Below are 22,499 nucleotides of genomic sequence, written 5' to 3' on the forward strand. Positions count from 1 at the left end.
CCCGAAGACAGGCCTAACCGGCCGCGGACGCGCGGACCTCGGACAGCGACCGCCGCTGGCGGCCCGCCGGGTCGAAGTTGTCGGGCGAGAGCCACTCCCGCAGCGCCTTGCCGACCTGCGGCCACTCGGCGTCGAGGATCGAGAACCAGGCGGTGTCGCGGTTGCGGCCCTTGTAGACCACGGCCTGGCGGAAGACCCCCTCGAAGGTGAAGCCCAGCCGTTGGGCCGCCCTCCGCGAGGGCTCGTTGAGGCTGTCGCACTTCCACTCGTAGCGCCGGTAGCCGAGTTCGTCGAAGGCGTAGGACATCAGCAGGAACTGAGCCTCCGTGGACACCGGAGTCTGCTTCAGCCGCGGAGAGAACGAAACGCTGCCGACCTCGACGACGCCGTTGGACGGGTCCTGCCGCATCAGCGCGAGCGTGCCCACCGCCTTTCCGCTGCGCCCGTCGACGACCGCGTAGTGCAACGGGTCGTCCGCCCGGGCCGCCGTCGTCGCCCAGGCCCGGTAGGCGGCAAGGTCGTTGAAGGGGCCGACCGTCATGTACGTCCAGTCCCGGCCGTCCGCCGCGAGGGCGAAGGCGGCGTGCAGGTCGTCGGCGTGGCGGTCCGCGTCCAGGGGCTCCAGGCGGCAGAAGCGGCCGTCGAGGGTGACCCGGGCGGGCCCGGGGCGCGGCGTCCAGTCGGGCAGCGGGCTGCCGATGGGCTGGCCGTGGGCGTTGAGGCGTGCGGGCATGCGGTTCTCCTGGGGTGTGCCGGTCCTGCCAGGCTAGGCAGCGCGTGGATCCTCGAAAAGGTCCACGCTAGGGTCGCTCCATGGAGCCACGCGAGGAGGGCCGAGGGCCGCAGTTCGATTTTCTGCTCCAGGAACCGCTGTCCCGGGAGAGGGCTGGGGACTCCCTGCAGAAGCAACTGCTGCACCGCCTCCGGGCCGCCGTCCTCGACGGCCGGCTTCCGGCGGGCAGCCGGCTGCCGGGGTCGCGGGCGCTGGCCGAGAGCCTCGGGGTGTCGCGCAACACCGTCACGCTGGTGTACGAGGTGCTGAGCACGGAGGGCTACATCGAGCCCAGCCGGCAGGGCACCCGGGTCGCCGCGCTGGCCCGCCCGGAGCCGGCCGGCCACCCGCGCCCCGCCCCGGCCGGGCTGGCCCGGCGGGCCGGGCGGATCCGCAGGTCGGGCCCGGGCGGCGAGGCCGCGCCCGCCTTCGCGCCGGGGGTGCCCGCGCTGGCCCAGTTCCCGCTGGCCGCCTGGCGGCGTTCGCTCGACCGGGTGCTCCGGCACGGGGGGACGGAGCTGCTGAGTTACGGCCCGCCGCGCGGTGAACTCGCGCTGCGGACGGCCGTCCTGCACCACCTCGCGCTCGCCCGCGGCATGCGCTGCACCCCCGAACAGATCGTCATCACCGAAGGCGCGCAGGAGGCACTCGCCCTGTGCGTCCGGCTGGTCACCGACCCCGGGGACACCGCCTGGGTCGAGGACCCGGGCTACCGGGGCGCGCAGACCGCGCTGACCTGTGGAGACCTGACAGTCGTGCCCGTCCCCGTCGACGACGAGGGCCTGCGGACCACCGCCTCCGACTGGGCGGACCGACCGCCCCGCCTGGTGTGCACCAGCCCCGCGCACCAGTACCCGACAGGCGCCGTCCTCACCGCGTCCAGGCGCCTCGACCTGATCGAGAAGTGCCTGCTGCACGGCGCCTGGATCGTCGAGGACGACTACGACGGCGAGTTCCAGCACAGCGGCGAACCCCTCGCCTGCATGCAGGGGCTGACGCCCGGCGCGCCCGTGTTCTACGTCGGCACCTTCAGCAAGACCATGTTCCCGTCCTTGCGGCTGGGTTTTCTGGTGCTGCCCGAACCGCTGGCCGGGCCGGCCGCGCCGGTGGCGGACGAGCTGCTGCGCGGCGGACACCGCCACGAACAGCTCGCGCTCGCCCACTTCATGGAGAGCGGCCAGTACAGCCGGCACCTCGCCCGGATGCGCCGCCTCTACCGCCGTCGCCGCGACGCACTGCGACCGGCACTGGCCGAACACTTCGACGTGCCGCACACGGTGACCGGCGGCGACAGCGGCATGCACCTGACGGTGCGACTGCCGCCGACCGCTCCCGACCAGCCCCTGGCCCGGGCCGCCCGCCGGCACGGGATGGCACCCCGGCCGCTGTCCCAGCACTCCCTGCTCCCCGACGCCGGCCACAACGGGCTCGTCCTCGGGTACGGAAATACGCCCGAGTCGGCGTTCGCGCCCAAGCTTCGCCAACTCGCCAAGCTGGTCAGGGAGTTGTCGTGATCTCCGCCAGTAGTGGCAGCTCGCCCAGCTCGTGGACCTGCGGCGGCGGTGGTGGCGGCGGCCGCAGCGGCAGCTCGAACAGGCTCCCGCTGCGGCTGCCGGCGACGGTGCGCACCAACTGCCAGCCGCGGGCGCGGTAGTAGGCGTGCAGGGACGTGTTGTCGCTCCACACGTTCGCCCGCAGCACCAGCGCGCCCGCGCGGGCCGCCCGCCACCTCGTCCAGTCGATCAGCCGGGTTCCGACGCTGCGCCCGGCGTACCGGCGATCGATCACGAATCCGCTCAAGTAGCCTGCGGGGCAGGCCCGTTCCTCCTCCGCCCAGAGTCCGGAGCCGGCGGACGGCCGGATGGTGAGCGCGGCGAGCACCTCGCCGTCGGGCTCCGGCATCGCCACCACCGTCGCGCCCCGGCCGATCCGGGCCAGGCCGCGCCGGGCGTCGTACGGGTCCGACCACTGGCGGGAGCCGTGCACGCGGGCGATCCAGTCGGCGGCGGCGCCGCGCAGGGCGGCCAGCCGCTCCAGGTCGGATGCGAGTGCCGCGCGGACGTACAGCGGGAAGGGTGCGGTCAGCACGGTGCGCCGGCCCGGGCCGGTTCGAGGACGAAACCCGCGTGCAGGGCCTCGACCAGTTGCCGCCCCTGCGCGGTGAGACCGGACCCGTCGGGGCCGGTCAGCGGGTAGCGGGTGACCAGCCGGGCGATCGGCACATCGGTGTGCAACACCGTACCGGCGGCCGGGAGTTGGAGCAGCACGCAGTCGTCGGGGCCGCACTCCAGCAGACCGAACCCGTCGCCGCAGCGCTGCAGTTGCCCGTCCTTGAGCCGGTGCAGCCCGCCGGTCGGCGCGGCCGCCACCCGCACCGGGCCGCCGGTGTGCCGGACCACCAGCTGGCAGCCGTCCGCCGGGTCCAGCGAGGGTTCGCCGCCGGTGGCGTGGCCGTAGCGCTCCAGGGCGTGGCGCAGCGCGGCGGGCAGCGTGTGCTGGGCGAGTTCGATCTCGCTCAGCAGCCAGGTCGAGCCCTGCATACGGGAGTTGACCTCCAGCAGCAGTGCGTCGTCCGGTCCGTCCAGCACGAAGTCGGCGCCGAACAGTCCCCGGTAGCCGAGACCCGCGAGCGCCGTGCCGACCCGCCGGGTCTGCTCGACGGCCCGGTCGAGGGCGCGGGACGGCAGCAGGGCGGGCGCCGCGAAGTCGCAGCCCGAGTAGGCGCCGAAGGCCGCGCCGACCCCCTCGACCCGGGTCAACTGGACGGACGGGCGCAGGATTTGAACCGTGCCGTCCACCGAGACCAGGCCGTGGACGTTGACCGGGGCGCCCTCGACGTATCCGCTCACCAGCCAGGGCCCGGCGCCGCTGTTGATGCCGAGCAGGTCCGCCTCGTCGGTGACCAGGTACGTTCCCTTTCCGCCGGAGCCGCGCGGTGCCTGAACGACGTAGGTGCTGCCGAAGCGGCGGCGCAGCTCCCGGTGGTCGAGGGTGCCGACCACCGCGTCCGGCGGCGTGTTCGCCCCCACCGAGCGGAGCCACGCCCGCTGCGCGGTCTTGTCCTGCAGGCCCGCCAGCGAGACCGACTGCGTCGGCTCCACCAGCCGGGTGCCGAGCTCCGCGAGTGCGCTGCGCCAGTGCGGCTGGAACGCCTGGTACGGCAGCAGCGCCAACTCCCGGCCCAGCCGCGGCCGTTCACCGCTCCGTGCGAGCGCACGCAGTAACTCGTGGATCCCGACGCCCATCGCGGTGTGGTCCCGCCGCCCGGTGGTCGCCTCCAGCGCGTGGAACTCGGCGTCGAACTCGCCCTCCCAGCCCGCGTCCGGGGACTCGACACTGAGCACGGCGGACAGGCAACCGGTGCGCAGCAGCGGAAGCGCGAGCAGGGGGCGGGGGCAGACCGAGAGCCCGGGGATTTCCCGTAGCCGGTCGATCGCTTCGTCACAGGATGTGATCACCAGGTGAATTATGGGAGCCCCCGCGAGCCCCCAGCGCCGCCCCACCGCAGACCCGCTGGTGCGGGGCGCGTGCCGCCCCCGACCTCACCCGTACGAGGGGGAGTGCGGAGTTGACGGCCCGCTGGGGCGGGTCTACAGCCAGCGGGCGAACCAGGCGCGGATGCGGCGGAGGGCGTCGAGCTGGTGGGCGCGTTCGGTGAGGCCGTGGCCCTCGCGGGGGTAGACGACGAACTCGTGCTCGACGCCGAAGTGGCGGAGGGCGCGGTGGAAGTGGATGGCCTGGCTCAGCGGGACGTTGGTGTCCTCCTCGCCGTGCAGGATCAGGATCGGGGTGCGGATCCGGGAGGCGTAGGAGATGGGGCTGTTGCGGTCGTGGACGTGTGGCCCCGGGCCGTCCCAGCCGGTGCTGCCGCCGAGCGCCGCGTCGACGCTCGCCCAGTCGCCCGTCCCGGCCTGCATGCCCCAGTCGCTGATGCCCGCACCCATGACGGCGGCCTTGAACCTGTCCGAACGGCCCGCCGCCCAGGCCGCGATGAAGCCCCCGTGGCTCCAGCCGGAGATTCCCAGCCGCCCGGGGTCGGCGACGCCCTCGGTCACCAGCAGGTCGATTCCGCCGAGAATGTCGGTCCATTCGTCGCCGCCGACCGCGCCCGCGACCGTCGCGGCGAACTCGTGGCCGCGCCCCGAACCACCGCGGGGGTTGGGCAGGAAGACCGCGTACCCGGCGGTCGCCAGCCACTGGCCGCAGTCGACCGCGTTGAGGGTGAACTCGTCCGCGTGACGGAAGTACGGGCCGCCGTGGACCAGGGTGACGAGCGGGAACGGTCCGTCGTCCCGGGTCCGGCCGGCCGGCAGGATCAGCAGGCCGTCCAACTGGAGTCCGTCGGAAGCCCGGTAGCCGAGGCGCTCCTGAACTCCCCAGCGGATCCCGCGCAGTTCCGGCGCGGTGTCGCCGAGTCGCAGCAGTGGTCCGCCAGTTGGCCCGGCGTGGACGTTCTTGGGCTCGTGCGCCGTGCTCGCCAGCAGGGCCACGGTCTCCCCCGAGCGGCTCGCGGTGAGCCCGGCGAGCAGGCCGGGGGCATCCGACAAGCGGTGGAACCGCAGGGACTCCGGATGGAGCCGGTACAGCGCGGTGTCCAGCCCGTCGGCGAACAGCGCGAGCGGCGGCCCGTCCGCGACCTGCACCAGTTCGGTCGGGCAGACGGTCATACCGGCGGTGAGGTTGCGGTGCTCGACGGCCGGGCCGGCCGCCGGCGGGACGGTGTCGAGCACGGCGAGCCCGCCGACCAGGTGCGGAGGGGTGGTGGCCAGGTGGGCCAGATGCCAGACGCCGTCGTGCTGCCACCAGGCCGGGGACTGCGCCTCGCTCCCGACCGGGCCCAGCTCGTGGACGTCGGCCGATTCCGGGTCCACCACGTGCAGTTGAGCCGTCATGACGCCGGGATCGAGTTCGGCGGTGGACCAGCTCAGCACCGCCAGCGGGCCGCCGTCCGGACGCTGCGCCAGCTCGACCACATGCCGGTCGCCGAGGCCGTCCACGGTGCGAAGCCCGCCGGTCTCCAGGTCGAGCAGGCGCAGCCGGGTGGGGGGAAGGTGCCGGCCCCAGACCTTGGCGTCGTCGCGCTCGGCCTTCCGGCGTTGGTCCTCGGCGGTGGGCTCGTCCGCGGCGAGCACGGCGACGGTGCGGCCGTCGAGGAGCGGGTGGTGGCCGGTGACGCCGCCGCGCCAGGCGGTCAGGGCCTCGGCCGTGTCCTGGTTGCCGTCCAGGCGGATTCGGTGGAGTTGGGCGGTGCCCTGCTCCTCGCGGTCGGAGGTGAAGAACAGCGTGGCCGAGTCCGGCGCCCACTTCGGGGCGCGGTCACGGGCCGTGCCGTCGGTCAGCCGGCGCGGGGGAGTGCTGCCGTCGGCGGCGGCGACCCGGATGGACCCGCTTCCGTCGCTCGCGACCACCGCGTGGGCGACCAGACGGCCGTCCGGCGAGACGGCCGGTGCCACGGCGGCGGCGATGTCCACCACCAGTTCGGCGGTGAGGAGTTCGGACGGTTCGGGTGTCGGCCGGGGTGCGGGGTGCGGCATGCGGGCTGCCTTTCGCTCGTCAGGACGGCAGTCGGACATCCTGCCGCACCGCCGGGCCCGCGTCAGCCGAAATTCGCCCGGATGCCCCGCCGCCGGTCCGTGGCCCGGAGCGGACTCGGACCGACGGCAGGGAAGTGACCTGCATGCGGGATCAACTATCCGTCCAGAAGCGACAGTTGAACTCGCGCGAGGCCGGACAGAACCTAGTTGCAGGTGGTCCCGACGGGCTGGCTGGTCCCGGTGTAGATCCAGGCGTCGGTGGTGACCGAGTGGTCGTACGACGCGAACCACTCCACCGGCCCGCCCGGCCGCTGGTAGTAACCCACCGCGTCCCAGACCGTGGTGGGGCCGTAGTTGCCGGTCACCGCCGGGCCCGGCAGCGTGCAGTAGATCCAGACCTTGGTGCGGTAGGGCAGGGCGATCGTCAGCGGGTCGTTCCAGCTGACCGTGCCGCCGGCGGTGTGCCAGCGGAAGTACAGGCCGTCGGTCGCGTAGACGCAGCCGTTCCAGGTGAGTCCGGGCCGGCCGTCGATCGGCTCCCCGATCCCGCCGCACGGCGCGGTCGCCGCCTGCGCCTGTCCCGTCCCGCCGATGATGCCGCCGGCCACCAGGGCGACCGTCGCCGCCAGCGCGGCCGCCGCTTTCCTCACTCGCATGTCAACTCCTCGGGTCCGTCGCGACGTTCGCCGCGTCCGATGTGAGGAGTGCAGCAGCAGCCGACCGCGCAGGCCAGAGGGTTGAAGCGCGGGTTCACCAGGACCGACCAGGCCCTCCACCGCGCCCGTGTGGGGCTTGACGCCGCCGAACAACGCTGAACAATCAAACAGCGTTGGCAGGCCAAGACCCCCAGGGGGAACGGATGGCACGCAGACAGGCTCCACTGGAGGGGAACGGCGCTGCCGCGAGGTTCGCCGAACGGTTGCGCGAGGTGCGGCGGGAGTCCGGACTGACGCTCCGTCAACTCGCCGCGATCTCCGGGTACTCGCACAGCACGCTCTCGCTGGCGGAGAACGGAAGACGCCTGCCGTCCTGGGACGTCGTCGCGGCGTTCGTCCAGGCGTGCGGGCGCAAGGACATCGACCGCTGGCGGGGGTGGTGGGACGCGGCCGAGGAGCAGTCCTTCCCCGCAGGGGAAGGGCCGGAGCCCGAGGCGCCGACGATCGACCCGCAGCCCATGCGCGTGCCGGAGCCCGAGCCGGTCGTGGTGGTGCGCACGCGATGGTGGGCGCTGCTGCTCGCCGTGCTGCTCTCCTCCGCGCTCACCGCGACCGTGACTCTGCTGCTCGTGCCGGCCCGGTCCGACGGCTCCAAGGGGCACGCGGCGCTCGCGGGCAACTTCCCGCCGGGCAGCGACCCGATCCCGTCCGAGGACTGCGGCGGGGGAGCGCCGGGCTACGGATGCCAGCACAAGGACCCCAACGCGACGCCGTGCTGGGGCGAGGGCGTGCAGCAGGGGCACGTCACGGACATCGAGTACGAGGGCCAGGTGATCGGCAAGGTGGTGAACTGGTACTCCCCGAGGTGCGGCACCAACTGGGCGGCCCTGCACCTTCCGGCCGGCTGGCGGGGCCGGACCGAGATCGTCAGCCAGACCGACAAGATGTGCTTCCCGGCCGACTGTCAGTCGCTGGAGGGCAAGACGCCGCCGTTCTGGACGCCGATGGTGTTCGGCATGAATCAGCCGGTGGTCGCGCGCGGGTATGTCGAATATCCGGACGGCCAGATCAGGATGGTGACGGCCGGGACCACCTGACCGCCGCCGGCAGGGCGTCAGCCCCTTGCGTGCGGCCCCCGGAGGGTTCGTGGGCGACCTGATCGTCTTGGCGATATCGTGGTGAAGCCTTGAGGAATAGTCAACTCGGGCTCTGGACAAGGCATTACCCGTCGGTAAATCTCAGGTGGTGTGACCGAACCCACCGCCACCGCGCCCACCGCCCGCCCCGCGCGCCGCCAGGTCATCCAGGCGGCCGCCCTCACCGCCGGGGCTCTCGCCCTGCCCCTCGCCGCCTCCGCCGGCAGCGCAGTCGCCGCCGGCGGGGCACAGTTCCTGCACGGCATCGCCTCCGGCGACCCGCTGCCCGACGGCATCCTGCTGTGGACCCGGGTCACCCCCGGCGCCACCGCCGTGCCCGGCTCCGGACTCGGGCCCGACACCGCCGTCCAGTGGCAGCTCGCCACCGACCGCGCCTTCACCGCCGTCGTCGCCCAAGGCACCGTCACCACCACCGCCGCCACCGACCACACCGTCAAGGCCGACGTCCGCGGCCTGCGCCCCGACACCGCCTACTGGTACCGCTTCCTGGCCGGCGACGCCGTCTCGCCCACCGGCCGCACCCGCACCGCACCCGCCGCCGACGCCGCCGTGGACCGGCTCCGCCTGGGCGTCGCGTCCTGCGCCAACTGGGAGGCCGGCTACTTCTCCGCCTACCGCCACCTGGCCGCCCGCGGCGACCTCGACGTGTTCCTGTTCCTCGGCGACTACATCTACGAGTACGCGTCCGGCGCCTACGGCACCCGTGGCACCGTGGTGCGTCCGCACGCCCCCGCGAACGAGATCATCACGCTCGCCGACTACCGCACCCGGCACGGCCGTTACAAGACCGATCCGGACCTCCAGGCGCTGCACGCCGCCGTCCCCACCGTCGCGATCTGGGACGACCACGAGTTCGCCAACGACGCCTGGTCCGGCGGCGCCGAGAACCACACCCCCGGCACCGAGGGCGACTGGAGCGCCCGGGTGACTGCCGCGAAGCAGGCGTACTTCGAGTGGATGCCGGTCCGCCCGTCCATCGCCGGCACCACCTACCGGCGGCTGCGCTACGGCAAACTCGCCGACCTGCACCTGCTCGACCTGCGCTCGTTCCGCTCGCAGCAGGCCGGCGTCGGCAACGGCGACGTCGACTCCGCCGACCGGACCATCACCGGCCGGGCCCAACTCGACTGGCTGAAGGCCGGATTGGCCGCCTCCGACACCACCTGGCGGCTGGTCGGCAACGAGGTGATGATCTCGCCCGTCGCGTTCCTGGCGCTGCCGGACTACCTGCTGCGCCCGCTCGCCCAGTTGCTCGGCCTGCCCGGCGAGGGGCTGGCCGTCAACACCGACCAGTGGGACGGCTACACCCACGACCGGCGCGAGCTGCTCGGCCACCTGAAGGACCGGCACATCACCAACACGGTGTTCCTCACCGGCGACATCCACTCCGCCTGGGCCTGCGACGTGCCCTTCGAGGCCGCCACCTACCCGGCCTCCGGCAGCGCCGCCACCGAGTTCGTGGTCACCTCGGTCAGCTCCGACAACATCGACGACATCCTCAAGGTCGCCCCGCACACGCTGTCCCTGGTGGCCTCCGCCGCGATCCAGTCCGCCAACGGCCACATCAAGTGGACCGACCTGGACTCGCACGGCTACGGCGTCCTCGACATCACCGCCGAGCGGGCGCAGATGGACTACTACGTGCTCTCCGATCGCACCAAGCCCGACGCCACCACCAAGTGGAGCCGCTCCTACCGCACCCGGAGCGGCACTCAGCAGATCGAGCGGGTGTACGCGCCGGTCAACTGACGCATGCAGCAAGCGGCCTGACGATGCATCAGGCCGCTCGCCGCTCAGCGGGTGGCCTGACGGTGCGCCAGGCCGCCCGCTCGCTGCTCAGCGGGTGGTGCTGCGGTTGAACAGCGCACGCGACCAGGCGTAGCCGACCGCGCCGATGCCCGCGCACCACGCCAGCGACACCCAGCCGCTGGAGCCGACCGCCGTCCCGGACAGCAGCCCGCGCAGCGCCTCCGTCATCGGGGTGAACGGCTGGTACTCGGCGAACAGGCGCAGCCCGGGCGCCATCGAGCCGGCCGGCACGAACGCCGAGCCCAGGAACGGCAGGAACTGGATCACCATCGGCTTGTTGCTGGCCGACTCCACGGTCTTCGAGATCAGCCCGAGTGCCACCGACAGCCACGTCACGGCCACCGCGATCGCCACGATCAGCCCGAGTGCCGCCAGCCACGCCAGCATGCCCGCGTGCGACCGGTAGCCGAGCCCCAGCGCCACCGCGACCACCAGCAGCACGCTGAGCATGGTCTGGATCACGCTGCCGATCACATGGCCGGTCATGAACGAGGACCGGGTGATGTTCATGGTGCGGAAGCGGTTGATGATGCCGCCCGTCATGTCGGAGCAGATCGCGACCGAGGTGGTCATCGAGCCCGCCGCCAGACCCATCACCACGATGCCGGGCGTCAGGTAGGCGAGGTAGGCGTCGCGCCCGCCGGCCAGTCCGCTGCCGAGACCGGCGCCCATCGAGTCGCCGAAGGCGTAGACGAACAGCAGCAGCATCAGGATCGGCGTCATCGCCGAGCTGAACGAGAGCGCCGGGTAGCGGGCCGCGTGCTTGAGGTTGCGGCGCAGCATGGTCATCGAGTCGTGCGCGGCCAGGGCGAGGGTGCTGCTCATCGGGGGCTCTCCTGGGCGGTGAACGTGCTTGTGGTGGCCGTGCCGGTCAGGGCGAGGAAGACGTCGTCCAGGTCCGGGGTGTGCACGGAGAAGTCGGCGGCGGGCACACCGGCCGCGTCCAGCCGGTCGATCACGCCGCGCAGGGCGTCCAGTCCGGCGTCGCCGGGGATGCGCAGCGCGAGGTTCTCCTCGTCACGGCTCGCGCCAGGGAAAGCGGCGCAGGCGCGGGCGTAGCCGGCCGGGTCGGCGAGGCGCAGGCGGACGTGGCTGCCGGGGATGCGGGACTTCAGCTCGTCGGGGCTGCCCTCGGCGACGATCCGGCCGCCGTCCAGGACGGCGATCCGGTCGGCGAGTTGGTCGGCCTCCTCCAGGTACTGGGTGGTCAGGAAGACGGTGGTGCCTCGGGCGACGAGGCCGCGTACGGTCTCCCACATGGTGCGGCGGCTGCGCGGGTCGAGGCCGGTGCTGGGCTCGTCCAGGAAGATCACCTGCGGGTCGCCGACCAGCGTCATGGCCAGGTCGAGCCGGCGGCGCATCCCGCCGGAGAAGGTCGCGGCGCGCCGGCCGGCCGCCTCCGCGATGTCGAAGAGCCGGAGCAACTCCCTTGCGCGGGCTCGCCCTTGAGCCCGGGGGAGACGCAGCAGGTCGGCCATCAGGAGCAGGTTCTCCTCGGCGGTGAGCAGGTCGTCCAGCGCGGCGAACTGCCCCGTGACGCCGATCGCCGAGCGCACCCCGTCCGGGTCGGTGGCCAGGTCGTGGCCGGCGATCTGCGCCTGGCCGCCGCCGGCACCGACCAGGGTGGAGAGGATCTCCACCGTGGTGGTCTTGCCGGCGCCGTTCGGCCCGAGCAGGGCGAACACCGTGCCGGCGGGGATGGTGAGGTCGATGCCGTCGAGGACGGTCTTGTCCCCGTACGACTTGCGCAGGCCGATCACGGTGACGGCGGGGCCGTGCGGCGCCTTCCTGGACGCGGGCATGGCTAACGTGGGCATGTGTCCTCCCGGTGGGAAACGGGTGTGCGTGGAAAGGAAGTTGAGGAGGTGTCCGTCAGGCGCGGGCGCGGCGGATGTCGATGTTGCCGAAGCGGGTGCGGGCGCGGACCTCGACGGTCTCCTCGCCCTGCTCCGGTCCGTCCGCGCCGGTGAGCGCGTTGCGGATCTGCCCGCGCTGCGCGCCGACGTCCAGCCAGGCGGCCGTGCCGGTCCGGACGCCGATCTCGATCGTGCCGAAGCCGGTCTCCAACTGCACGCTGCCGCGCACCACTTCGCCCACCAGCAGGGTGCCCCGGGCGGTGCTGGCGCGCAGCGAGGCCTCGGCCCGTTCGACGGTGATGTCGCCGTTGGCGCCGCTCACCTGGAGGTCGGCGGTGGCGAGCGCGACGGTGGTGCTGCCGTGCGAGTTCTTCACCACCGCCGGGCCGTCCAGCAGTTCTACCCGGACGCTGCCCGAACTGGTGCTGATCTCGGCCCGGCCCCGGACCTCCTCGACGGTCACCGACCCGTGTGCGGCCGACAGTTGGAGCGGCCCGGTGCTGTCCAGCCGGACGTCGCCGGAGGCGGTCTTCACCCGCACCTCGCCGAGCGGGCCCTCGCCGAGCACCTGCGTCCACGCGCCGCCGGCCTCCAGGTGCGAGCCGGCCGGCAGCTCGACGGACACGTCCACCATGCCGGTCCGGCCCAGCGGGTAGCGCTGCTTGGGGGTGCGGACGGTCAGCACGCCGCCCGCGAAGCCGACCTCGGTCTGCTCGGCGGCGCGCACGTCCACCTCCCGGTCCGGGTCGCGCGGCCGGGCCTCGACCACGGTGTCGGCGCGGTCGGTCGCGATGACGTGCACCGAGCCCGCGTACACCTGGACGTTCAGCGAGATCGGCTCGGGAGTGTCGAAAGAAGGCATGGCAGTACCGTCCTCATGGGTCGTCAGAGGCGTCGGGGCTCGGTCGTCGGGTGTCGGGGCGATGCGGGGTGGTGCGGGCGCTCGGTCAGCGGACCCAGCCGGTGTAGCCCTGGCCGAACGTCTGCGAACGCTCCGCCTGCGCGCGCGGACGGGCCCCGCCCTCGACGGCGGACGCCACCGCCCGCACCAGCCAGGCGTTGACCGACAGCCCCTCGCGGGCGGCGGCCTCCTCGGCGCGCGCCTTCAACTGGGCCGGCAGGCGCAGGTTGATCCTGGCCTGGCCGCCGTCGTCCTCGGCGGCGGGCAGTTCGGCGGGGGCGGGTGCTTCGGGTGCGAGCGCGGGCGCGACGGGGGCGGGCTCGGCGGGCGGTGCGGTGACCACGAAGTCCGGGTCCAGGCCGCGCAGTCGGACGTCGACCGAGTCCGGGGCGATCTCGCGGGTGACCTCGGCCATCGCGGCCGAGAGCACGTGGAGCATGGTCAGCCGGGTCGCCGACTCCAGCGGGGCCGTCAGTCGGTCGGCCAGTTCGCGGGCCTCGGGCCCGCCGGCCTCGGCGGCCACCGCCAACTCGCGCCGGAGGTTGTCGACATACGGGGTGAGGTCCATGGCTTCATAGTGGCACCACTCTGATGCCACGACAAGTTCCTTGCGGCGCCGGGTGGTTGGTATTTCGTGCCTGGCTGCTCTGACCAGCGGAGATGGATGGGTGCCAGGTGGTGCCACTGATGGCGCGCCATGGTGCCGACCGGTCCGGCGGGTAGCATCCCCGGGAGATGTCGCCGACGGGGGAGGACCGCCACCATGACCGAGGAGCACCGCACGCGCTGGTGGCAGCGCCGAACCGCCCCCACCGAAGTCCCGGATCCCGCCGCCCCGTTCGACGTGGTGCGGCGCGGCTACGACCGGCAGCAGGTGGAGGCCCACCTCGCCCTGCCGCCCGAACAGCGGCCGCGCCCTGCCGCGTTCGACATCGTCCGGTTCGGCTACGAACGCGGCCAGGTCGACCGGGCGCTGCGCGAACAGGGCTGAACGCGCGGCTGCCGGGCTTGACGCACTGTCGAAATCCTTTTGCGCCCAAACCTGTTGGTGTGCGATCTTGAGTCGATCGTCGAAGGAGGGTGCCCGTTGGAGTTCTTCGCGTGCGCGCACTGTGCGAGCGCACTCACCCGGCCGCTCGGCCGGGTCCGGCTTCCGCCCTACGCCCATCACCCAGTGGGCAATGGCGTGCGCCTGCCCGCCCTGATGGACGCCGGAAGTTACGCGATCGACCCGGAACCGTCCGGCCCGCCCTGGCGGCGCTGGGAGGAACTCGCCGACGGCGAGGCGGAGGCCCGCGGCTACCACGACCCCGTGTACAGCCTGTCGGACGGCGCGCCCGGACGGATCCTGCTGGCACCCGGCGACGACACCGGCACCACGCTGATCGTCGACGGCGCCGACGGATACTGCTGCGGCATCACCGGCGGGTACGGCCCCAACCTGGCCTGCGCCCACTGCGGGCACCCCGTCGGCGTACGTGAGGACGACTGCTCGGTCTGGCAGACCGTCTGGCTGGAACCCGACGCGGTCCACGTGGTCCCCGCCGGCCCCGACCTGCCCGTCGCCGACTGGGACGAGCTGATTCACGTGCCCTGCGCAGTCCCCCCGGTCGACGCGGGCGGCCGCTGGAACCACCGCTGCGAGCAGGAGATGAGCGTGACCCTCGTCGACCTGGCCGTCGCCGCCGACGGCGCGCCCGTCCTGTTCGACGACCTCGGGGTCGCCGGCCTGTTCGGCCGCGCCATGCTCCACTTCCCGACCGGCGACGACCGGCCCACGAAGCGCTGCGCCCTGTACGGCCCCGGCCGCCCCCCGGCGGACCACCACCCCGAGCTGGCGCTCGTCCCGCGCCACCCGCAGACCGGCCGGCCCTGGCCGACCCCGCCCGGCGTCACCGGCGTCCCGCTCGACCTCGCGGTCTGGCGGCACCTCGCCTTCCCGCGCATGCGCGCCGCCGTCCGCGTCCACAGCGTGCTGCGCGCCGAACTCGACCGCGACGACCCGCCGTTGCCGACGTGGCGCAGCGGCGTCTACTTCGACGGCTGGCTGATCCACGACCTGCTGGCCCGTGTGCCCGCCGACCGACGCCCGGCGGTGCGCGCCGTCCACCCGGGCTGGATGCCGTTCGGGTGGTGCTGACGGGGCGCCCATGCGGGTCTGAGCAGGCCGCGGTGTTGCGGCGCGGGTTCCGGCCAAGTTGGGGGTGTGGGTGTCGGCGGTCCTGCGGCTCCGCTTCGGGGGTGCCCGGGGGCGCGTCTTTGGCCATGTTCCTGACAGGAGTGGGCGGAGGTGGCGGACGGCCCGTGGGGCGGGTGTTCCGTTTGGCGTTCGGTGGGTCGGTGATTCCGGCCAAGGTGGACGGAGCCTGTTCCCCGGGGCCCGGTGGGCGCGGAGGATGTCCTCCGTTGTTGCCCAGGCCCGCGGGTTCCGGCGGACACCGACGACGTTGGAGGGGCCTTGTCCAGAGGGGGCGGCAGGGCGCGGTTGTCCGTGCGGTCGTGGTCGCGGTTGATCGTGTTCGCGGTGGCGATGGTGCTGATGGTCTCGCTGGCGCAGGCGCAGGTGGTGCCGGCGGCGTCCGCGTCGGCGGCGTCGAAGCCGGTGCCGAGGGATCTGCCGATCCTGTCGGTGCCGTCGGCGGGCAAGCAGCAGCCGCAGGCCGAACCCGGGCAGCCGAAGGCCGACTTCAAGCCGCTGGCGACCGGCGAGCACACCCGGTTCGACGCGCGGCGGTCGGTGTCCGGCGCCGACCCGGCACCGCAGACCAGTCCGGTCGCTCCGGTCGACGGCGCGGTGGTGGGCACGGAGACGCCGGTGTTGCAGGTGGCCGCGGTCGGCGACGGCGTCCTGTACTGCTTCAAGGTCTCCACCGGCTTCGACGGCCGCTCGGGCAGCGTGGTGGACTCCGGGTGCCTCGACCAGCCGCAGTGGACGGTCCCCAAGCACGTGCTGCACGACGGCGGCCGCTACACCTGGACGGCGGCCACCTCGACGCCCGGCGCGACGACGGCGACGGCGCCGCAGTGGGTCGGACACTTCACGGTCAACCAGCGGGTGGGGGATCCGGGGCCGGCACCGACCGACCACCTGGGGCCGGTGACGGTGAACCTGTTCAACGGCAACGCGCACGTCGAGGCCGCCGGGCCCGCGTTCCAGACCGTCGGCGGATCGGCCGGGGTGAACCTCGCCTACAACTCCCGGCAGGGCGCACCGCACGGTGTGCGCGCCTCGTACTTCAACGACTCGCGGCACGCGGGCGCCCCGGACGCGACCCCGGTGATGGTGCGCGGCGAGTCCCAGGTCAACCTGGACTGGGGCGTCACGTGGACCGGCAACCCGGACAACCTGCCGTGGCGGGACAACCCGATGCCGCCCGCGCTGGACAAGAACTGGTTCGTGGTGCGCTGGGAGGGCCAGTTCAAGGCCCCGGTGACCGGGGAGTTCCGGTTCGCGGGCGCGCACACCGACGGCGCGCGGGTCTGGCTGGGCGACACGCTGGTCTACGACAGCCCCGGGGCCGCCGATCCCGGCGACGACTTCCTGCTGCCCGGCCCGCACCAGGCCCAGGACATCGCGCTGACCGCCGGTCAGCTGGTGCCGATCCGCGTCGAGCTGTACCACCACTCCGACCAGCGTCCCCGCATGGTGCTGTGGGCCAAGAGCAGCACCGGCCCCGACGACCAGCGCGTTCACAACCTGGAACCGCGGATCGTGCCGACGGAGTGGCTGTTCTCCTCGGACTCGGAGTCGCTGCCGCCGGGATGGACGCTGTCGGCCCAGTCCAGCGGCTACAGCCACGCCGAGATGCTGGACGGCTCGGTCGTGCTCACCGATGCCGCCGGCGGCAAGCACACCTGGGCCAAGGCCTCCGCGGGCGGCTACGCACCCCCGGTCGGGGAGGACGGCGTGCTCGCGTTCGACAGCGCGGGGCGGATCACGGTCACCGAGGGCGACGCGGTGTCGGTGTTCAACCCCGACGGCACGCTCGCCGCGGTGGAGTCGGTGCTGGACGGCAAGAAGCCCGCGGCCCTGCAGTACCTCTACAGCGGGACGCCGCCCCGGCTGACCGAGATCAAGGACCCGGTCTCCGGCCGGTCGCACCGGCTGTTCTACAACACCGATGGCAGCGACGGCTGTTACGGCGGGGTGTCCCGCCCGCCGGGCTCCGACCAGGCCCCGGCGCGGATGCTGTGCCGGATCCGCTACTGGGACGGCAGTGAGACCCGGCTGTGGTACCAGCTGGGCACCCTGGCCAGGATCGAGAATCCCGGCGCGGCCATGCAGGACTTCGACTACGTCGGCCGGGCCTCGGCCAAGCAGCGCTACGACCAGGCCGGCGACAACGAGGAGGAGAAGCAGAGGGCCCTGGACAGCATCGGGCCGCTGGCCACCCTCCGCGGCAGCCTGGCCTACGACTGGGTGGCCCACCAGGCCCCGTCCGCGGAGAACGGGTGCACCAACACCGGTGACATCGCCGCCGCCTGCACGGTGATCGGCTACGACTCCGTGGTCGAGCACCCGCAGGAACCGCCCGCCCTGCGCGCGGTCCAGGTCCTGGCGGCGGCGCCGGACGGCCGCTCCGGCGACAAGCGCGCCGAGCACTTCTACCAGTACTACCTCGAACGCAACCAGGCGACCGTGGCCCTGGCCGGGGTGTACGACTCGACCCGCTCGCGCACCGTGACCTACGACGACGCCGGACGCACCCTGGTCACCACCGACTTCACCGGCGCGAGCATCTCCGCCGAGTGGAACGCCAAGGACCAGGCCACCGCCGCGGTCGACAGCGCGGGCCGGCGCTCCACCACGGTGTACGACCACGCCGACCGCCCGGTCGACAAGTACGGGCCCGCACCGGCGTCCTGCTTCACGGGGCTGATCCCGACACCCGCCTGCGCGGCCACGATGCCGCACAGTCACACCAGCTACGACGAGGGCCTGGTGGGGCTGTCGGCCGCCTTCTACGACAACCCGGAACTGGCGGGGGTGCCGCGGGAGTTCGCCACCGGGGTCGGCGCCGGTGACGGGGCGCTGGCACGGTCGTGGGGGTCGGGCCCGCCGGTGGCGAACACCGCCGGCTGGTCGGGGCGGTTCACCGGCGAGATCGAGTTCCCCGCCGCCGGGGACTACGGCCTCGGGTTCACCGCGGTCGACGGCGTCCGGCTGTGGGTGGACGACGTGCTGACCGTCGACAGCTGGACCGACAAGCCCAGCACGGCAGTTGCGGGCACGTACAGCAACACCGCGGCCGTCAGCCGGCACCGCGTCCGCGTCGACTACTACAACCGCTCCGGTACGACCGGGGCACTGGCCTTCACCTGGACCCCGCCCGGCACCGGCACGCCGGTGCCGGTGCCGGGGACGAAGCTCGCGCCCCGGTACGGCTGGGCGACCGGCTCCACCACTGAGGACACCTCCGGCGGCGACACGGAACGGGCACCGTCCAGGCACATCGCCAGCAGCTACGCGGATCCGGCGGCGGGCATCGACCCGGTGTACGGGCTCACCGTGTCCACCACGGCCGATCCCGGCGGACTGGGCCTGACCACCCGCACCGGCTACGAGCGGCCGGGCGACAAGTACCTGCGCCAACTGGCCACCGCGAAGCCCGGCGGCGACCTCGCCGACCCCGACAAGCACGCCACCACGGTCTACTACGGCGACTCCGAGACCCGGACCAACCCGTGCGATCCGAAAGCTCCGGCCGCCAACCAGGGCGGCATGGCCAAGACCGCCACGGAAGCCAGACCGGCCGACGGGACGCCGCTCACCGGTGAGACCGTGTACGACGAGACCGGCCGTGCCGTCGCCGAGCGCGCGGGCGAGGAGGGCTGGACCTGCACCACGTACGACGCGCGCGGACGGGTGGTCAAGAAGACCTTTCCCGCGTACGGGGCCAAGCCGGCCCGCACCGTCGTCACCGACCACGCCGTCGGCGGTGACCCGCTGACCTCGCAGGTGAGCGACGAGAACGGGTCGATCACCACCGTGATCGACCTGCTCGGCCAGGAGGTCCGCTACACCGATGCCAACGGCGTCACCTCGCTCTCCACGTACGACCAGGTCGGGCGCCTGACCACGGACACGACCACGGTCAAGGGCGTGTCCAGCACCGTGATCTACACCTGGAGCGATGCCAATCAATTGACGAACGTCAAGCTGGACGGAACCATCGTCGCCACCCCCGGCTACGACGCGGCCACCGAACTGGCCCGCGTCGCCTACGGCAACGGATCCCGCCTCGACGCGCTGGCCCGCAACGCCTCGGGCAAACCGACGGCGCTGACGTGGAAGACCTCCGCGTCCACGGTCGTCGACACGGTCACCCGCTCCCGCAACAACCGGGTCACCGACGACGTGGTGACCGCGGACGGCAAGACCGCCGCGACCTCCTCCTACACCTACGACACGGTGGGCCGGCTCGTCGCGGCGACCGTCCCGCACCACCAACTCACCTACCGGTTCGACCCGGCCGGCGGCTGCGGGCCGGCGGCAGCGGCCGGGTCGAACACCAACCGCACCGCGTCCACCGACAGTCTCAACGGCGCCCCGGCGGTCACCACCGGCTACTGCTACGACGGCGCCGACCGGCTGACCTCGACCAGCGGCGGCACCGCACTCTCCTTCGGCTACGACAGCCACGGCGACACGGTCAGGATCGGCGGCGACACCCTGGGCTACGACTCCGCCAGGCGGCACATCGCCACCACCACCGCCGACGGGAAGACGATCTCCTACCTGCGCGACCCGGCCGACCGGCTGACGGCCCGCACCGTCACCGGCGCCGCCGACGGCTCGAAGAACGGGACCACCCGCTACTCGTACAGCTCCAAGCACGACGACGCGGACCTCGTCCTGGACAAGGACGGCGGCCTGCTCCAGCGGATCGTGGCGCTGCCCGGCGGCGTGCTGCTGACCAAGAACTACGACCGGGCCGCCAGCACCAACTGGTCCTACCCGAACATTCACGGCGACGTGCTGTTCACCGCGGACGGGACCGCCGCCCGCACCGGCGACCTCCACCTCTACGACCCCTTCGGCCAGAACATCGACCCCGCCACCGGTGCCTTCGCCGACATTCCCATCCCCGCCACCGCCGCCGGCGGGATGGACTTCGGTTGGCTGGGCCAGCACGAGCGGCCGGTCGAGCACCTGGCCGGCCAGCAGGCCATCGAGATGGGCGCCCGGGTCTACCTGCCCGCACTCGGCCGCTTCCTGCAGATCGACCCGGTACCCGGCGGGTCGGCCAACGACTACGACTACGTCGACGCGGACCCGGTCAACGGCCTGGACCTGGCAGGGACGTTCTCCTGGAAGTCGGTGGTCAGCGTCGGGACCACCGCGGCGGAAGTGGTGGCCTACGTGCCGGGCCCGGTGGGGACGGTCGCCTCCGGGGTGGCGGTGGCCGGCCAGCTCGCCCAGGGCAACAAGAAGGCCGCCGCCATGGACGCACTCGGCATGATCCCCGGCGGCAAGCTCGCCAGTACCGTCGCCAAGACCGCGGCCAGAGAAGCCTCGACCGTCGGCAAGGCCGCCGAGGCGGTCGAGAAGACGTGCAACTCCTTCGCCCCCGACACCCCGGTGGTGATGGCCGACGGCACCGTCAAACCGATCGGTGAGGTGCGCGAAGGCGACCAGGTCCAGGCCACCGATCCCGCCACCGGCCGGACCGTCGCGGAACCCGTCACGGACGTCATCACCGGCCACGGCACCAAGCACCTGATCGACATCGGCCTCGAAGGGCCGCGGCCGGCGACGATCACCGCGACCGCCGGACACCCCATCTGGGTCGAGGACCGCGGCTGGGTCGATGCCGGCGACGTCCGGGCCGGTGACACCGTCCGTGGTGCGCCCGGTTCCGCGGCGCTGACGGTCGCCTCCGTCCACGACCGCGGCGAGGTGGCCGACGCGACCGTCCACAACCTCAGCGTCAGCACCATCCACACCTACTACGTCCAGGCCGGGGCGAGCCGGTTCCTGGTGCACAACGCGGCGTGCCGGGCGTACATGGACTTCACCCGGGCCGGCAAGCGGGACGTCGTCGCGATCAACGCGGACAAGTACAACGGCTACAACCTCTGCGAATGGTGCGGCCGGGAAGTCGTCCAGCCGCAGAAGTCGCAGCGAGGGGTGACGCCGTCCAACGACGAGTGGCAGGTCGACCACATGGAGCCCAAGACCCACGGTGGTGCCGGATCCCCGGAGAACGGCCAGCTGCTCTGTCGCTGGTGCAACCGCTGGAAGTCGGACAAGTGACTGCGCATCACGAAAGGATCGTGCCGGTGACAACCGAACCATCAAGGCAGCGAAGGACGTTCTGGAGGAAGGCCACCGTCGTCGCGGCGGCGCTGTGCGCGGCCGTGGGGATCACGGCGTCCCCCGCCGCCGCGCACGAGGAGAGCGCCGCGTCGCCCACGGCGCTGATCCAGCTGACGATCACCAACGTCAGCAACGGAAAACTGCTGGACGTCCAGGGCGGCAGCTACGACGACAACGCGGCCATCTCGGTCAACCCGGCGCCCGGATCCGCCACGGCGTGGCGCATCAACACGGGCACCAGCCTCGGTTCGGGCTTCGCGATCGTCAACACCACCACCGGCAAGTGCATGGACCTCACCACCGCCCGCTACCAACTGCGGCAACAGCCCTGTGACGGGCGCGCGTCCGAACAGTGGTACTTCCAACCGGTCGCCGGATCGGCACAGAAGGCGTTCAGGATCCGCCAGGTCGGCGACAACTCCTGCCTGACCGTCCAGATACCGCCCGCCACCGACAACTGGGTGTACACCTACCGCTGCGACAACACGCCCTACCAGCAGTGGGTGCTGCCCGCCGAGGTCTACCAGACGGCGTGGAACACCGCCGTGGACTACGCGGCCGCCCGGTGCAACAAGGACACCTCGACCTGCTCGTGGTCCACGGCCAGCCAGACACCGCCGTTCACGCTGCCGGAGTCGTGCGTCTCCCCGATCTGGTTCAACGACACCTCGACCACGATCCCGTGGGAGTTCACGCTCAACACCACCACAGGGTGGACCAACACCATCGGCTTCAAACTTGGCGGAAGCCTGTCCGTCGGAGGCGACGTCGGCCTGGCCAAGCTCCAACTCGAGGTCACCGCCGAGGTCAACGGCGCCACCACGGTGGACCTCAAGCAGGAGATGGGCAACAAGCTGACCGTGAGCGTGCCCCCGCGCCAGTACGGGTGGGTCGCGCTGTCCGAACTCGCCACCAAGGCCACCGGAACCTGGACCTTCGACACCCAGGGCTTCCCGTGGACCGCCGACGACACCATCACCGTGCCGCTCAAGTACGACGCCAACGGCGGCGCGAGCATCTACAGCGCACGGACCCGGGCCACGTTCACCAACTGCGCCGGAACCTGACGGCGGCGCCCGGCGCGCCGGGTCAGCTGCTGGCCCAGCCGGTGAGGTCGGCGGGGCCGCGGCCGAGCGCACGGGCCGCGGCGGCCTGGATCCGGGCCGGGCGGGGGGAGTTGGCGTCGAAGTCCTGCGCGATGCGGAGCTGAGCCTGCTCGCAGGAGTCGGCCGCGTGGGCCGGGGAGACGCCGGTGAAGGTACCGACGGCGAGGACCACCGCGGCGGCGATCGACTGGGCCCGGCGGGCGAGGTGGTGGAACTTCATCGTGCGCATTCCCTTTCGAATGGCCGTGCGGGAGGAGTGGCACCACGCAGGCGTCGTGCTGCGGCCGGCCGGGAGCCGGTCGCAGCCACGGTGGTTCGGGTACCGGCACGATGATGGCGGCCCGACGCGAGCCCGATCGATGCCGGAGCGTTCCTGCTCGGCCGATCG

The 22,499-nt window shown here is 72.7% G+C and carries 17 protein-coding genes; 7 read left to right on the forward strand and 10 right to left on the reverse strand.

The features are described 5' to 3' along the window. Window positions 1–13: 13 nt before the first annotated feature. A complete protein-coding gene (locus ACFYS8_RS17015; protein WP_387641750.1) occupies window positions 14–733 on the reverse strand; it encodes a GNAT family N-acetyltransferase in 720 nt (239 codons plus the stop codon). A gap of 80 nt (window positions 734–813) precedes the next feature. Between ACFYS8_RS17015 and ACFYS8_RS17020 the strand changes: the two genes are divergently transcribed. Further along, the gene (locus ACFYS8_RS17020; protein ID WP_387641753.1) at window positions 814–2,286 is read left to right on the forward strand and encodes a PLP-dependent aminotransferase family protein; all 1,473 of its coding nucleotides are present in this window, start codon (window positions 814–816) and stop codon (window positions 2,284–2,286) included. On the opposite strand, the gene ACFYS8_RS17025 is transcribed toward ACFYS8_RS17020, so the two are convergent. The 4 genes from ACFYS8_RS17025 to ACFYS8_RS17040 all read right to left on the reverse strand — a co-directional run bounded on the left by ACFYS8_RS17025 (window position 2,270) and on the right by ACFYS8_RS17040 (window position 6,962). Next, window positions 2,270–2,860 carry a GNAT family N-acetyltransferase gene (locus ACFYS8_RS17025; RefSeq protein ID WP_387641754.1) on the reverse strand — a complete coding sequence of 197 codons (591 nt, stop codon included), beginning with the start codon at window positions 2,858–2,860 and terminating at the stop codon, window positions 2,270–2,272. The two genes, ACFYS8_RS17020 and ACFYS8_RS17025, sit on opposite strands and share 17 nt — an antisense overlap. Beyond that, window positions 2,854–4,230 carry an ATP-grasp domain-containing protein gene (locus tag ACFYS8_RS17030; protein ID WP_387641757.1) on the reverse strand — a complete coding sequence of 459 codons (1,377 nt, stop codon included), beginning with the start codon at window positions 4,228–4,230 and terminating at the stop codon, window positions 2,854–2,856. Before ACFYS8_RS17030 ends, ACFYS8_RS17025 begins: the two co-directional genes overlap by 7 nt. A gap of 132 nt (window positions 4,231–4,362) precedes the next feature. After that, window positions 4,363–6,306: a S9 family peptidase gene (locus ACFYS8_RS17035; RefSeq protein WP_387641759.1), complete on the reverse strand. Its 1,944-nt coding sequence runs from the start codon at window positions 6,304–6,306 to the stop codon at window positions 4,363–4,365. 203 nt (window positions 6,307–6,509) lie between these two features. Beyond that, on the reverse strand, window positions 6,510–6,962 hold the full coding sequence (locus ACFYS8_RS17040) for a hypothetical protein (RefSeq protein ID WP_387641762.1): 453 nt from the start codon (window positions 6,960–6,962) through the stop codon (window positions 6,510–6,512). A 203-nt stretch (window positions 6,963–7,165) separates the two neighbouring features. Between ACFYS8_RS17040 and ACFYS8_RS17045 the strand changes: the two genes are divergently transcribed. Then, entirely contained in the window at window positions 7,166–8,059 is an 894-nt protein-coding gene (locus ACFYS8_RS17045; RefSeq protein WP_387641765.1) for a helix-turn-helix domain-containing protein, read from the forward strand. 150 nt (window positions 8,060–8,209) lie between these two features. Continuing rightward, complete coding sequence (locus ACFYS8_RS17050; protein WP_387641767.1) at window positions 8,210–9,868, forward strand: alkaline phosphatase D family protein; 1,659 nt, start codon at window positions 8,210–8,212, stop codon at window positions 9,866–9,868. Window positions 9,869–9,955: 87 nt separating this feature from the next. On the opposite strand, the gene ACFYS8_RS17055 is transcribed toward ACFYS8_RS17050, so the two are convergent. The 4 genes from ACFYS8_RS17055 to ACFYS8_RS17070 form a co-directional block, all read right to left on the reverse strand. Beyond that, window positions 9,956–10,753 (reverse strand): ABC transporter permease, encoded by a 798-nt coding sequence (locus tag ACFYS8_RS17055; protein ID WP_387641770.1) that lies wholly within the window; start codon window positions 10,751–10,753, stop codon window positions 9,956–9,958. Then, window positions 10,750–11,745, reverse strand: coding sequence for an ATP-binding cassette domain-containing protein (locus ACFYS8_RS17060; RefSeq protein ID WP_387641773.1), 996 nt, complete (start codon window positions 11,743–11,745; stop codon window positions 10,750–10,752). Before ACFYS8_RS17060 ends, ACFYS8_RS17055 begins: the two co-directional genes overlap by 4 nt. A gap of 55 nt (window positions 11,746–11,800) precedes the next feature. Then, window positions 11,801–12,646, reverse strand: coding sequence for a DUF4097 domain-containing protein (locus tag ACFYS8_RS17065; protein WP_387641776.1), 846 nt, complete (start codon window positions 12,644–12,646; stop codon window positions 11,801–11,803). Window positions 12,647–12,731: 85 nt separating this feature from the next. Beyond that, window positions 12,732–13,253 (reverse strand): toxin-antitoxin system HicB family antitoxin, encoded by a 522-nt coding sequence (locus ACFYS8_RS17070; RefSeq protein ID WP_387641779.1) that lies wholly within the window; start codon window positions 13,251–13,253, stop codon window positions 12,732–12,734. Between the two features lie 195 nt (window positions 13,254–13,448). Here ACFYS8_RS17070 and ACFYS8_RS17075 point away from each other — a divergent pair, with 195 nt between their 5' ends. The 4 genes from ACFYS8_RS17075 to ACFYS8_RS17090 all read left to right on the forward strand — a co-directional run bounded on the left by ACFYS8_RS17075 (window position 13,449) and on the right by ACFYS8_RS17090 (window position 22,072). Then, window positions 13,449–13,676 (forward strand): hypothetical protein, encoded by a 228-nt coding sequence (locus ACFYS8_RS17075; protein ID WP_387641781.1) that lies wholly within the window; start codon window positions 13,449–13,451, stop codon window positions 13,674–13,676. Window positions 13,677–13,772: 96 nt separating this feature from the next. Continuing rightward, window positions 13,773–14,825 (forward strand): hypothetical protein, encoded by a 1,053-nt coding sequence (locus ACFYS8_RS17080; protein WP_387641783.1) that lies wholly within the window; start codon window positions 13,773–13,775, stop codon window positions 14,823–14,825. A gap of 390 nt (window positions 14,826–15,215) precedes the next feature. Then, window positions 15,216–20,942, forward strand: a complete 5,727-nt coding sequence (locus tag ACFYS8_RS17085; RefSeq protein WP_387642178.1) for a PA14 domain-containing protein — start codon at window positions 15,216–15,218, stop codon at window positions 20,940–20,942. Between the two features lie 26 nt (window positions 20,943–20,968). After that, window positions 20,969–22,072 (forward strand): RICIN domain-containing protein, encoded by a 1,104-nt coding sequence (locus ACFYS8_RS17090; protein ID WP_387641786.1) that lies wholly within the window; start codon window positions 20,969–20,971, stop codon window positions 22,070–22,072. A 22-nt stretch (window positions 22,073–22,094) separates the two neighbouring features. Here ACFYS8_RS17090 and ACFYS8_RS17095 read toward each other — a convergent pair whose 3' ends face one another. Next, the gene (locus ACFYS8_RS17095) at window positions 22,095–22,331 is read right to left on the reverse strand and encodes a hypothetical protein (RefSeq protein WP_387641788.1); all 237 of its coding nucleotides are present in this window, start codon (window positions 22,329–22,331) and stop codon (window positions 22,095–22,097) included. Between the last annotated feature and the right edge of the window lie 168 nt (window positions 22,332–22,499).

This window comes from Kitasatospora sp. NPDC004615, assembly GCF_042873545.1.
In the GTDB taxonomy this organism is placed as follows: domain Bacteria; phylum Actinomycetota; class Actinomycetes; order Streptomycetales; family Streptomycetaceae; genus Kitasatospora.